The 12,070-nt window shown below is 72.8% G+C and carries 11 protein-coding genes; 2 read left to right on the top strand and 9 right to left on the bottom strand.

The window, feature by feature from the left end; genetic code table 11:
• Nucleotides 1–30 precede the first annotated feature (30 nt).
• From topA to ACLF3M_RS23680, 9 genes are all read right to left on the bottom strand, one after another.
• The gene (gene topA / locus ACLF3M_RS23720) at nucleotides 31–2,778 is read right to left on the bottom strand and encodes a type I DNA topoisomerase (RefSeq protein WP_430659464.1); all 2,748 of its coding nucleotides are present in this window, start codon (nucleotides 2,776–2,778) and stop codon (nucleotides 31–33) included.
• A gap of 37 nt (nucleotides 2,779–2,815) precedes the next feature.
• The gene (dprA, locus tag ACLF3M_RS23715) at nucleotides 2,816–3,946 is read right to left on the bottom strand and encodes a DNA-processing protein DprA (RefSeq protein ID WP_430659463.1); all 1,131 of its coding nucleotides are present in this window, start codon (nucleotides 3,944–3,946) and stop codon (nucleotides 2,816–2,818) included.
• 50 nt (nucleotides 3,947–3,996) lie between these two features.
• The gene (plsY, locus tag ACLF3M_RS23710) at nucleotides 3,997–4,578 is read right to left on the bottom strand and encodes a glycerol-3-phosphate 1-O-acyltransferase PlsY (RefSeq protein WP_430659462.1); all 582 of its coding nucleotides are present in this window, start codon (nucleotides 4,576–4,578) and stop codon (nucleotides 3,997–3,999) included.
• On the bottom strand, nucleotides 4,575–5,849 hold the full coding sequence (locus ACLF3M_RS23705; protein ID WP_430659461.1) for a dihydroorotase: 1,275 nt from the start codon (nucleotides 5,847–5,849) through the stop codon (nucleotides 4,575–4,577). Before ACLF3M_RS23705 ends, plsY begins: the two co-directional genes overlap by 4 nt.
• A 442-nt stretch (nucleotides 5,850–6,291) precedes the next feature.
• Nucleotides 6,292–6,702, bottom strand: a complete 411-nt coding sequence (locus tag ACLF3M_RS23700) for a hypothetical protein (RefSeq protein WP_430659460.1) — start codon at nucleotides 6,700–6,702, stop codon at nucleotides 6,292–6,294.
• 26 nt (nucleotides 6,703–6,728) lie between these two features.
• On the bottom strand, nucleotides 6,729–7,664 hold the full coding sequence (locus ACLF3M_RS23695; RefSeq protein WP_430659459.1) for an aspartate carbamoyltransferase catalytic subunit: 936 nt from the start codon (nucleotides 7,662–7,664) through the stop codon (nucleotides 6,729–6,731).
• Nucleotides 7,665–7,719: 55 nt separating this feature from the next.
• Entirely contained in the window at nucleotides 7,720–8,172 is a 453-nt protein-coding gene (locus tag ACLF3M_RS23690) for a hypothetical protein (RefSeq protein WP_430659458.1), read from the bottom strand.
• A gap of 17 nt (nucleotides 8,173–8,189) precedes the next feature.
• On the bottom strand, nucleotides 8,190–8,651 hold the full coding sequence (gene ruvX, locus ACLF3M_RS23685; RefSeq protein WP_430659457.1) for a Holliday junction resolvase RuvX: 462 nt from the start codon (nucleotides 8,649–8,651) through the stop codon (nucleotides 8,190–8,192).
• A 31-nt stretch (nucleotides 8,652–8,682) separates the two neighbouring features.
• Nucleotides 8,683–9,978, bottom strand: coding sequence for a vanadium-dependent haloperoxidase (locus ACLF3M_RS23680; RefSeq protein ID WP_430659456.1), 1,296 nt, complete (start codon nucleotides 9,976–9,978; stop codon nucleotides 8,683–8,685).
• A gap of 201 nt (nucleotides 9,979–10,179) precedes the next feature.
• Here ACLF3M_RS23680 and gatC point away from each other — a divergent pair, with 201 nt between their 5' ends.
• The gene (gene gatC / locus ACLF3M_RS23675; protein ID WP_430659455.1) at nucleotides 10,180–10,476 is read left to right on the top strand and encodes an Asp-tRNA(Asn)/Glu-tRNA(Gln) amidotransferase subunit GatC; all 297 of its coding nucleotides are present in this window, start codon (nucleotides 10,180–10,182) and stop codon (nucleotides 10,474–10,476) included.
• Nucleotides 10,476–11,957, top strand: coding sequence for an Asp-tRNA(Asn)/Glu-tRNA(Gln) amidotransferase subunit GatA (gene gatA / locus ACLF3M_RS23670; protein ID WP_430659454.1), 1,482 nt, complete (start codon nucleotides 10,476–10,478; stop codon nucleotides 11,955–11,957). Before gatC ends, gatA begins: the two co-directional genes overlap by 1 nt.
• Nucleotides 11,958–12,070 lie beyond the last annotated feature (113 nt).

The following is a 12,070-nucleotide window of genomic DNA, read 5'->3' as shown; positions in this document are numbered from 1 at the left end:
CCCTTCTTCGGCGGTCCGCGCCGGACCACCTCAGCGCGCCTTCGCGGCCGCTGATTTGCGCGCCGGCGCCTTGGCCGCGGGCTTCTTCTTCGCTGCCGGCTTCTTCGCGGCGGGCTTGAGCGCCGCCTTCCGAGGCGCGGCCTTCTTCGCCGGCGCCACCTCCGCAGCTCCGTTCGCCACCGTCCGCGCCGGCGCCTTCCGTGCCTTGCCCTTCGCGCCCCCGCGCGGCGGCAGTTCCTTGCCCTTCTCCGCCAGCAGCTGCACCGCCTGCTCCAGCGTCGCATCCTCCATGCCGAGGTCGCGCGGCAGGTTGGCGATCGTCTTGCCGTGCAGGACATAGGGTCCGAAGCGGCCCTTGCGGATCTCCACCGGTGTGCCGTCCTTCGGATGCGTCCCCACCAGACGAACCTTGGCGCGCGCCTTGGCCAGGAGTTCCATCGCGCGGTTCATGCCGAGCGCCAGCACGTCGTCGCCCGGCTCGAGCGATTGGTAGGTGTTGCCGAGCCGCACATAGGGCCCGAAGCGGCCGATGCCCGCGCTGATCTCCTCGCCGGTCTCGGGATCGCGGCCGATCGCGCGCGGCAGCGACAGCAGCCCGAGCGCGGCGTCGAGATCGAGCGTCTCGGGGTTCATGTCCTTCGTCAGGCTGGCGCGGCGCGGCTTGGTCGGCTTGCCCTTCTCGTCCGTGCCGGCCTCGCCGAGCTGGACATAGAGGCCATAGGGCCCGCGCTTCAGCGTGACCTTCTGGCCGCTCGCGGGATCGGCGCCGAGCTCGCGCTGCCCCTCGAACCCGCCCGAGACGTTCTCGCCATCCGCGCCGGGCGCGACCAGCGGGCGGGTGTAGCGGCATTCCGGGTAGTTGGAGCAGCCGATGAAGGCGCCCGTCCGCCCGAGCCTGAGGCCAAGCCGCCCGTTCCCGCAGGACGGGCAGGCGCGGGGATCGCCGGCGCCCTCGCGCTCGGGGAAGAAATGCGGGCCGAGCTCCTTGTCGAGCTCGTCGATGACGTCGCTGATCTTGAGGTCGGTGGTCGCCCCCAGCGCGCGGGAAAAGTCCTCCCAGAAGTCGCGCATGACCTGGCGCCAGTCGAGCCGGCCGCCGGAGATGTCGTCGAGCTTCTCCTCGAGCCCGGCGGTGAAGCCGGTGTCCACGTATTTCTCGAAGAAGGCGACGAGGAAGGCGGTGACGAGACGGCCGCGGTCCTCGGGGACGAAGCGGCGCTTGTCGAGGCGCACGTAGTCGCGGTCCTGCAGCGTCTGCAGGATCGAGGCATAGGTCGAGGGCCGGCCGATGCCGAGCTCCTCCAGCCGCTTGACCAGCGTCGCCTCGGAGAAGCGCGGCGGCGGCTGGGTGAAGTGCTGGTTCGCGGCGACGGCGCCGGTCTTCAGCGGATCCCTGTCGCGCATCGGCGGCAGGGTGCGGTCCTCGTCGTCCTCCGTCGCGGCGGAAGGCGCGATGCCGGCGCGGGCATCCGCGGCGCGGTCGTCCTCGTCCTCTCGATACAGGCGCAGGAAGCCGTCGAAGGCGATGACGGAGCCGGTGGCGCGCAGCCGCGTCCGGCCGGTCTCGTCGGCGATCTCGACCGTCGTCTGGTCGAGCTCGGCGGATTGCATCTGCGACGCGACGGCGCGTTTCCAGACGAGCTCGTAGAGCCGGCGCTGGCGGTCATCGAGGTAGCGGGCGACGGACTCCGGCGTGCGGGAGACGTCGGTCGGCCGGATCGCCTCATGCGCTTCCTGCGCGTTCTTCGCCTTGGTCTGGTATTCGCGCGGCGCGCCGGGGACGTAGTCCGCGCCGAATGCCTGCTTCACGTGGTCGCGGATTTCGAAGATCGCCTCGCGCGCCATCTGGACGCCGTCGGTGCGCATGTAGGTGATGAGGCCGACGGTGTCGCCGCCGATGTCCACACCTTCATAGAGTTGCTGGGCCGTGCGCATCGCCTGCTGCGCGCCCATGCCGAGCTTGCGGGACGCTTCCATCTGCAGGGTCGAGGTCGTGAAGGGCGGTGGCGGGTTGCGCCGGACGCGCTTCTTCTCGACGGAGACGACGGAGAAGCGCCCGGCCTCTACGGCCCGCTTGGCGGCGAGCGCCGCCGCCTCGTTCGGCAGGTCGAACTGCTCGAGCTTCTTCCCCTCGTGATGGGTCAGCCGCGCGGTGAACGGGGCACCGGCCGGCGTCTGGAAGCGCGCCTCGACTGTCCAGTATTCGCGCGCCCGAAAGGCCTCGATCTCGGCCTCGCGCTCGCAGATCAGGCGGAGCGCGACGGACTGCACGCGGCCGGCCGACTTCGACCCCGGCAGCTTGCGCCACAGCACCGGCGAGAGGTTGAAGCCGACCAGGTAGTCCAGCGCGCGGCGCGCCAGGTAGGCCTCGATCAGCGGCGTATCCAGGTCGCGCGGGGCCTTCAGCGCGGTCTGGATTGCGCGCTTGGTGATCTCGTTGAAGGTGATGCGGCTGACCTCGACGCCCTTCAGCGCGCCGCGCCGGGCCAGCATGTCCTTCACATGCCAGGAGATCGCCTCGCCCTCTCGGTCCGGGTCGGTCGCCAGGAACAGGCGGCGCGCGCCCTTCAGGGCCTTGGCGATCTCGCCGACCTGCTTCTCGCCGCGGCCGTCGGCCTCCCAGTCCATGGCGAAGTCCTCCTCCGGCCGGACGCTGCCGTCCTTGGGGGGCAGGTCGCGGACGTGGCCGAAGGAGGCGAGGACGTGGAAGTCGCGCCCGAGATACTTGTTGATGGTCTTGGCCTTGGCGGGGCTTTCGACCACGACGACGTCGGTCATATCGGTGATATTCGCCCTGTTTCGATCCGCGGCGGAGCTACCGGGCGGAGCGCGCAACCCTGTCGCCGGGCAGCGGTTCCACCAGCCCGGAAAGCTCCAGGTCCAGCAGCATCGCCCTGACGGCAGGCGCCGAGAGGTGGCAGCGCCGGGCCAGATCGTCAACGGCTACGGGTGTCGGTCCAATCAATTCAAGGAGTTGACCGGAGGCGTCGGTGGGGGCCGGAGGGTCTTCCGACACCGCAGGCTCGGCTTCCGGCTCGGACCGGACTCGGAACAGAGGCGCCTCCCGCGGGGCCTGGGGGAGGTGGGCGAGCACGTCCTCGGCCGTCTCCACGAGGTGTGCGCCCTGGCGGATCAGGTCGTTGGACCCCCGTGAACGGGGGTCGAGCGGGCTGCCGGGAACCGCGAAGACCTCGCGCCCGGCCTCCAGCGCCAAGCGGGCGGTGATCAGGCTGCCCGAGCGATGCGCGGCCTCCACCACCACGAGCCCCAGCACCAGGCCGGCGACGATCCGGTTACGGCGCGGGAAGTGGCGCGCCAGCGGCGCGGTGCCGAGCGGCGCCTCGGCGACCACCGCGCCGCCCTCGGCCGCGATGCGGGCCTGCAGCGCGGCGTTCTCCGCGGGGTAGGGCTCGTCGAGGCCGCCCGCGACGACGGCAATGGTGCGGCCATGGGCGTTCAGCGCGCCGAGATGCGCCGCGGCGTCGATGCCGCGCGCGAGGCCCGAGGTGACGGCAATGCCGCCCATGGTCAGCCCGGCCGAGAGCTCCTCGGCCACGCGCCGCCCGGCCGCGGAGGCCGAGCGCGCGCCGACCACCCCGGCCTGCGGGCGCTTCAGGACGGTGGCGTCGCCAAGAACAGAGAGCACCGGCGGCGCATCCTCGATCAGCGCGAGCAGGGGCGGGTAGTCGGGGTCGCCGAGATGGACGAAGCGGCCGCCCATCCGCGCCAGCGCCTCGGCTTCACGGAGCGCGTCCTCCTCGCTGCAGGCCGCCAGGGGCCGGCCGGAGGCGGCGGCGAGGCGGGGCAGGGCAGCCAGCGCCGTGCGGGCGCTGCCGTGGCGCTCTAGCAGCCGGCGGAAGGTCGCGGGCCCGACGCCCTCGCTGCGCGCCAGGCGCAGGCGCGCGAGCGACTCCGCCTGCTCCGTCCTGTCGCGTGATGCCTGCACGGAGCGAAGCCCACCACGTCCGGTGGTGGGAACGCAACCGGAAGTGGAGGCTAGTTCTTCCCGAACTTCGGCTCGGTGCCCGCGAGCAGCCGCGCGATGTTGGCCTTGTGCCGCCAGGTGATCAGCGCGGCGAGGCCGAGCGCGAGCAGCGCGAGTTTGAGGTCGCCAAAGACCAGTGCCGCGATCGGCGCCGCCGCGCAGGCCGCGAGCGCGGCGGCCGAGGAGATCCGTGTCGCCGCGAAGACCGCGACCCAGACGACCAGCGCCGTCAGCCCGAGCCAGGGCGCGGCGCCCAGCATCACGCCCGCGCCGGTCGCGACGCCCTTGCCGCCCCGAAAGCCGAGCCAGACGGGGAAGGCGTGGCCCGCCATGGCGGCGACGCCGGCCACCAGCGCCGCGTCCTCGCCCCAGAGCCAGCGGGCGATGACCAGCGCGACTAGCCCCTTGAGCGCATCCAGCGCGAGCGTCGCCGCGGCCAGGCCCTTGTTGCCGGTGCGCAGCACATTGGTCGCGCCGATGTTGCCCGACCCGATGCTGCGTATGTCCCCGAGGCCCGCCGCCTTGGTCAGCACCAGGCCGTAGGGCACGGAGCCCATGAGGTATCCCAGGACAGCAGCGAGGATCAGCGTCATCCGAAGACGCGCCTCCCCGCCTTCCAGGTCCCTACGACCTTGCCTTCCAGCGCGCGGCCGTCGAAGGGGGTGTTCTGCGCCTTGCCCGGCAGCTTCCCGGCCTCCACGCGCCAGCCGCGCTCGGGTTGGAACAGCACGAGGTCGGCGGGCGCGCCCTTGCGCAGCGTGCCGGCCTCGATGCCGAGGAGCTTCGCGGGGCGCGCGGTCAGCAGGTCCAGCGCCTGCAGCAGGGTCAGGTCGCCGCCATGGACGCGCGCGAGGGTGACCGCGAGCAGCGTCGCGAGCCCCGCCCCGCCGGCCTCGGCCTGGGCGAAGGGCAGGCGCTTGTCGTCGGCGTCGCGGGGCTGGTGGTCGGAGGCCACCGCATCGATCGTCCCGTCGTTCAGCGCGGCGATGACGGCCTGGCGGTCGGCTTCGTCGCGCAGGGGGGGCGAGAGCTTGGCGTAGGTCCGGTATTCCCCGATTGCCGTCTCGTTCAGGTCGAAATAGGGCGGCGCGGTGTCGCAGGTCACGGGCAGGCCCTCGGCCTTGGCCGCGCGGATCAACTCGAGCGCGGCCGATGTCGAGACATGGGCGAAGTGGACGTGGCCCCTGGTGATGCGCGCCAATGCGATGTCGCGCGCGACCATCATCGCCTCGGCGGCGACGGGGATGCTGGGCAGGCCCATGCGCGTCGCGCGCTCGCCTTCCGTGGCGGCGCCGCCATTGGCCAGCGCGGGTTCCTCCGGGTGCTGGACGATGAAGCTGCCGAAGGCCCGCGCATAGGACAGCGCGAGGCGCATGGTGCGCGCATTGCCGATGGCGTGGCGGCCATCGGTGAAGGCGATGGCGCCGGCTTCCTTCAGCAGGCCGAACTCGCTGATCTCCTGGCCCGCGCAGCGCGCGGTGGCGGCGCCGTAGGGCAGGATCGTCACGCAGCCCGTCAGCTCGCCGCGGCGGATCACGAACTGGATCAGCGCGGGATCGTCGAGCGGCGGGTCGGTGTCGGGCAGGGCGCAGAGCGTAGTGATGCCGCCGGCGACCGCAGCCTGGGCGGCCGACGCGATGGTCTCGCGGTGCTCGGTGCCTGGCTCGCCGAGGAAGGCGCGTAGGTCCACAAGGCCCGGGGCGAGGCAGGCGCCGGCGGCGTCCACGACGGTCGCGCCCTCAGGCGTACCCAGATTGGCGCCGTGGTCCAGGATGACGCCGTCGCGGACGAGCAGCGCGCCCGGGGCATCGAGGCTGCTGGCGGCGTCCAGCAGGCGGGCGTTGGTGAACAGCGTCTCGGCCATCGGCGCCCTTATAGCCCGTGCGGCGAGTCCCGCCATGCCGCGCGGGCGCGACGAGTCACGCTGGACGCTTGGCAGCTTTGCCGTTGCTCCGCCGACCCCCCCCGAACCCTCCCCCGCAAGCGGGAGAGGGAGCGGTGGCGCCGGTGAACCCTCTCCCGCCTGCGGGGGCTTGCGGCGCTGCCGCAAGGCCGAAGCGGTCGACTTCAGCCGACGACGCGCAGGCTGGTGCGGAGCGAGGCGGGTGGGGGTAAGCGCGTCGCCTGATGATCGCCGCAGCGCGTGCGATGGGGTCACGCGTCAGAAGGTTAGCCCTCGATGCTCGCGCCTACTCCGCCGACGCCTGCATGGATCGCGATATCGCTTCGGCGCCCGCTCGGACCGGGCGCGGCTGCCCGTTTGGCATGACCGCACGGACGCGCCGCGTCACCGCGGCACAAGTCGCTCAGCCCCGGGGCGTCCGGCGCAGCGCCAGCAGCGCGCCGCCGGCGATCAGCCAGGCCGCTGCGACCGAGGCGAGCCTCTCCCACATGCTGTCCAGCGCGCCGATCGGCACCAGCCGAGGCGGATCGTCCGGGACGACCAGAACCTCAACCCCCTGGCCCGGCTGAGGCCGCCGCGGGCCGCCTTCCCAGCTGCTGGTGACCAGCATGGCCCGCTCGCCCCAGGCGACGGTCCCGTCCACGCGCAGCCGCACGGGATAGCGCATGCCCTGCTTGGACCGCTGAGCCGCGCCGACCTCCTCGATCGTCGCGACGGCGGGGACGCCGCGCAGGCGGATATCGACCTCGACCGCGGTCATGAAGGTGACGACGGCCGAGACGGCCAGCATGACGGCGGCGACGGCTATCAGCACACGCCGCTGAACGCGGGGCGATGCGCTCAGCTGTTCCGCCGCAGGTTCCGCGCCAGCACGTCGAGCACGGCCATGCGCACCGCGACCCCCATCTCCACCTGCTCGCCGATCACGGACCGCACGGGGTCGTCGGCGACCGCGCTGTCGATCTCGACGCCGCGGTTCATCGGGCCGGGATGCATGACGATGGCGTCGGGCTTCGCGACGGCCAGCTTCTCGGCGTCCAGCCCGTAGAAGCGGAAGAACTCGCGCGCGGAGGGCACCAGGCCGCCGGTCATCCTCTCCTTCTGCAGGCGCAGCATCATCACGACGTCGGCGCCGTCCAGGCCGGTCTTCATGGAATGATGCACCTCGACGCCGAGCCGCGCGGCCTCGGCCGGGATCAGGGTCGGCGGGCCGACGATGCGCACGCGGGCGTTCATGGTCAGCAGCAGGTGGATGTTGGACCGCGCGACGCGGGAATGCAGGACGTCGCCGCAGATCGCGACGACCAGCCCCTCCAGCCGGCCCTTCCGCCGCTTGATGGTCAGCGCGTCGAGCAGCGCCTGGGTCGGGTGCTCATGCGTGCCGTCGCCGGCGTTGATCACCGCCGCGTCCACCTTCTGCGCCAGCAGCGCCGGCGCCCCGGACTGGCCATGGCGCACCACCAGCAGGTCGGTCTGCATCGCGTTCAGCGTCGCCGCGGTATCCAGAAGCGTCTCGCCCTTGTTCACGGAGGAGGTGGACACCGACATGTTCACGATATCGGCGCCGAGCCGCTTGCCCGCGAGCTCGAAGCTCGTGCGGGTGCGCGTGCTGTCCTCGAAGAAGAGGTTGATCAGCGTCCGCCCCTTCAGCAGGTCGCGCTGCGTCTTCCCCTGCCGGTTCAGCAGCGCGTAGCTCTCCGCGAGGTCGAGGAGTTCCGCGATATAGGGCGGCTCGAGGCCCTCGACGGCGAGGAGATGGCGGTGGGGGTAGGGCACGGCCTCAGGATACGGGACGGCGCGGGGATTCGGCCAGAGACGCCCCACCTTCGCGTCAGCGCCGCAGCGCCTCCTGCAACCGGGCGGCCTTTTCCGCCACGGCGGCCCGCCGATGCCCTTCCGCGACCTTCACCTCGCGTCCGTCGCGCAGCGTCAGCCGGCACTCGAAGTACGGAGCCCCATCGCTGTCCCTCGTCTCCTCGACCCCGACAGCGAGGATATCCGGGCCGGCGAGGAGCTGGCTGCGCCGGCCGAACAGCCCGCTCTCCTCGAGCCGCGCGGTCCCGTCCGGCATGACATCCAGCCGCACGCGGCGGTCGCGCATGGCGAAGAGGGTGCAGATGCCGCCGCCGACCCAGAAGGCGCCCAGGAAGAGATAGAATTGGGTGGGCGACTCTCCCTCCGGCACGCCGTCACGCAGGCCGATCCAGGTGAAGGTCGCGACGCCCACCCACCAGAGCGCCAGGAACCACCAGCCGAACAGCGCCGTGTCGTTGCGCAAGGTCATGGCCCGATCCTAAGGGATCATGCCCGTGTCGCGTCCAGCGCGGCCTGCAGCATCCAGGCGGCCGCCGCGGCGTCCACCCGCGCGGCCCGCTTGGCGCGGGTCAGGTCGGCCTCGATCATCGCCCGGTTCACCGCGGCCGAGGACAGCCGCTCGTCCCAGAGCGCGACGGGCAGGCCGGTCGCCTCGCCCACCGCCATCCCCCAGTCCTTGGCCGCCTGGGCGGCGGGGCCGAAGGAGCCGTCCAGGCCGAGCGGCAGCCCGACCACCAGCCCGCCCGCGCCTTCCTTCCGCGCGATCGCCGCGATCTCGGCCGCATTCGCCTTCAGCTTCCCCCGCGCGATCGCGCCATAGGGCGAGGCCAGCGTCAGCGACACGTCGGACAGAGCGACCCCGATCACCCGCGCCCCGGGATCGAGGCCGATCAGACGCGCGTCGCGGGACAGGGCGGCGCGGAGGTCGCGGAGCGGCAGGGCGGGCATGTCCCACCCCCACCCGATCCCCCGCGCCGGGTCAAGCGCCGTAGCGCGGCTGGACAGGCGCCAGCCGCGCCCGGAGCACCGCCCGCCCGACCCGCTCGCCGAGGTCGAGCCCGTCATCAACGCCGTAGCGGAACTGCGCGCCGGCCAGGATCCGGCTCTCGGCCGCTTCCTGCGCGGCGGCGGCGAAACTGGGGAAGTTTCGCTCCGGCTCATCCGGCAGGGCGGTGGCCGAGCGAAACGCGAAGGGCGTCGCCTCGCCCAGCAGCCGGCCCAGCACGAGCGCCGCCGCGGCCGCCTGCGCCGCCTGGTCCGAAGGGTGTCCCTGCGATGCCGGCGTCGGCAGCAGGGGCCGCCAGTCCGGATCGGCCGTCGTCGCGGGGTTGAAGTCGCCGCCAGCGAGCCGGATCGCCGTCTCCGGGCGCCAGGCATCGTGCAGCCGCTTGGAATCCCGGGTCGCGATCGCCGCATCGGCCAGCGCCATGTTGAGCAGCGCGAAGAGCCGCGCGGCATCCCAGAGGTCGGGCGCGCGGTCCCGCACGACCTCCCGCGCGATGCGGTTCCAGGCGCCGATGGAGGGCTCGGCCCAGAAATGGGCACTGCGCGTCTGGGCTTCCGTCCGCAGGGCTGAGTCCCGGCCGCCCAGCGCCTTCACCTCGGCGAAAGCGCGCGCATAGGCCGCGCTCTCGGCAGCCGGCGGCGGGGGCACCCGGAAGGCGGCGGCGCTGCGGAGGGCGAAGGGGCGCAACTGCCCCCAATGCGGCGCCTCCAGCGCCGGCGCGGCGTCGGTGAAGCGATAGGCCCCGACATGGCCGGAAGGGTGGTAGGCCACGGCGGTCTCCGCCCCGTCCGCCTCGCGCGTCGCGAGCACCGCCTGCGCGGCCGCCACGCCCAGCGCCCGGGCGCGCGCCGCGCCGGGGCCGGCGTCGTCCAGCAGGGGCGCCAGCAGCGCGTCGAAGCGCTCGGCCTGGCCGGGCAGCAGCGTGGTCAGCGCCTCATGAGCCGCCGCGGCGGCCGCAACCGAGGGATCGGCGCCGGGGTCGCGCGGGCCCGCGGCATAGGGCGCGAAGCGCGGCAGCGCGGCATTGGCCGCGTCGTGCATGGCGAGATGGGCGATCGCGAGAATCCGGCCGGCGGCAAGAGGGCCGATGCGCTCGGCCGCCAGGGCGTGTCGGGCAGCCAGGCTCCATTCCGTCACGAGGTCGCCGCAGGTCGTGGCGCAGGCGCCCTCCGGCCTGGTCGTGGACGCGGTTGCGCCGGCCGCGCCCAGGGCGGCGGCAAGCAGCATCAGGCCGCGGCGGCCGAGGCGCGGGGAGAGGTCGGACGGCATCGTCGGGCTCCGGGGCGGCATGGCCCCGGGTTCTGCACGACCCGCGTTTCGCCGCGATGTCGCGTTCAGCCGAATCTGGTTTCACGGGCGTTTCGCGCGTGTTGCATGCGCTTCGGGTCGATGGGGCCGGCTCGGACTTGACTTCCGGGGCCCTGGGCGCTTCCTGCCGGGCATCCCTGACGCCCTGGACGTTGCCGCCGCATGTCACTCGACGCCGCCACGGTGAGGCGTATCGCCTCGCTGGCCCGCATCCGCCTGGAAGACGAGGAGGTCGGCCGGATGCAGGCCGAGCTCAACGGCATCCTGGGCTGGATCGAGCAGCTGCAGGCCGTGGACACGGAAGGGGTGGAGCCCATGGCCGGCGGCGCGCCGGAGGGCCAGCCGGCGATGCGCATGCGCGCCGACGCCGTCACGGATGGCGGCATCGCGGACAAGGTGCTGGCGAACGCGCCCGACCGCATGGGCGACTACTTCGGCGTGCCGAAGGTGGTGGAGTGATGCGCCTGACCGACCATACGCTGCGCTCCGCGCTGGATGCGCTGGATGCCGGCGAGACGACCTCGGTTGCGCTGACCGAGGCCTTCCTGGAGGGCATCGCGAAGCTCAACCCGCGGCTCAACGCCTTCGTCACGGTGATGGCCGACCAGGCGCTGGAGGCGGCGAAGGCGTCCGACGCGAAGCGCGCGGCGGGCCAGGCGGGCCCGCTGGAAGGCGCGCCGATCGCGATCAAGGACCTGTTCTGCACCGAGGGCGTGCAGACCACGGCCGGCAGCCGGATCCTCGGCGGGTTCAAGCCGCCCTATGAATCCACCGTGACGGCGAACCTGCTGCGCGACGGCGCGGTGTTCCTGGGCAAGGTCAACCTCGACGAATTCGCCATGGGCTCGTCGAACAAGACCAGCGCGTATGGCGCGGTGGAGAACCCGTGGTCGCGCGCCAACGATCCCGACACGCGACTGGTGCCGGGCGGGTCGTCGGGCGGCTCGGCCACGGCGGTGGCGGCGCATCTGGCGCTCGGCGCGACGGCGACCGACACCGGCGGGTCGATCCGCCAGCCCGCGGCCTTCTGCGGCATCGCGGGGATCAAGCCGACCTATGGCCGCTGCTCGCGCTTCGGGATCGTGGCCTTCGCGTCGTCGCTGGACCAGGCCGGCCCGGTCGCGCGCACCGTCGAGGATTGCGCGATCCTGTTGAGATCGATGGCGGGCTTCGACCCGCGCGACGCGACCAGCGCCGACCTGCCGGTGCCGAACTTCGCAGCGGCCTGCGCGCGCCCGGTGAAGGGCCTGCGCATCGGCGTGCCCAGGGAATACCGGCTCGACGGCATGGCGCCGGAGATCGAGGCGCTGTGGCAGCAGGGCCTGGACTGGCTGAAGCAGCAGGGCGCGGAGATGGTCGAGATCTCGCTGCCCCACACGAAATACGCGCTGCCGACCTACTACGTCGTCGCGCCGGCCGAGGCCTCGTCCAACCTGGCGCGCTACGACGGCGTGCGCTTCGGCCTGCGCGAGACGGCGCCGGGCAGCGACCTCCGCGACCTCTATGAACGCACGCGGGCCAAGGGCTTCGGGCAGGAGGTCCGCCGGCGCATCATGATCGGCACCTACGTGCTGAGCGCCGGCTACTATGACGCCTACTACCTCAAGGCGCAGAAGGTCCGCGCGCTGATCCGCCGCGACTTCGAGCAGGCCTGGGGGAAGGTGGACGCGATCGTCACGCCCGCGACGCCCTCGGCAGCGTTCGGCATGGACGAGAAGCAGGACGATCCCGTGACGATGTACCTCAACGACGTCTTCACCGTCACGGCCAACCTGGCGGGGCTGCCGGGCATCGCCGTGCCGGCGGGGCTCGACGCGCAGGGCCTGCCGCTCGGCCTGCAGGTCATCGGGAAGCCGTTCGACGAGGAGACCTGCTTCAGCGTCGGCGCGGCGATCGAGCGCGCCGCCGGTTTCACGGCGCAGCCGCGGATCAGGGCGTGACGATCGACCGCAGCGCGTCCTCTTTCGCACCCTCGCCCCCCGGTGGGGAGAGAGGGTCGCGCAGCCTTGGCGCGCAGCGCCCAGGCGGAGCGGGCGAGGGGAGAAGCGCGAAA

It is taken from the genome of Falsiroseomonas sp. HW251 (assembly GCF_050563545.1).
Lineage (GTDB): Bacteria > Pseudomonadota > Alphaproteobacteria > Acetobacterales > Acetobacteraceae > Falsiroseomonas.
The sequence above is the reverse complement of the archived record's forward strand: the minus strand, read 5'-3'. Positions and strand labels throughout refer to the sequence as shown.

Coding starts and splice junctions, on each gene's coding strand:
- ruvX (WP_430659457.1), bottom strand. CDS start 8,651: ATGCCCGCCCTGCCGCTCCGCGACCTCCGCGCCGCCCTGTCCCGCGAC.
- gatA (WP_430659454.1), top strand. CDS start 10,476: ATGCGCCTGACCGACCATACGCTGCGCTCCGCGCTGGATGCGCTGGAT.
- topA (WP_430659464.1), bottom strand. CDS start 2,778: ATGACCGACGTCGTCGTGGTCGAAAGCCCCGCCAAGGCCAAGACCATC.
- ACLF3M_RS23705 (WP_430659461.1), bottom strand. CDS start 5,849: ATGGCCGAGACGCTGTTCACCAACGCCCGCCTGCTGGACGCCGCCAGC.
- ACLF3M_RS23680 (WP_430659456.1), bottom strand. CDS start 9,978: ATGCCGTCCGACCTCTCCCCGCGCCTCGGCCGCCGCGGCCTGATGCTG.
- plsY (WP_430659462.1), bottom strand. CDS start 4,578: ATGACGCTGATCCTCGCTGCTGTCCTGGGATACCTCATGGGCTCCGTG.
- ACLF3M_RS23690 (WP_430659458.1), bottom strand. CDS start 8,172: ATGACCTTGCGCAACGACACGGCGCTGTTCGGCTGGTGGTTCCTGGCG.
- gatC (WP_430659455.1), top strand. CDS start 10,180: ATGTCACTCGACGCCGCCACGGTGAGGCGTATCGCCTCGCTGGCCCGC.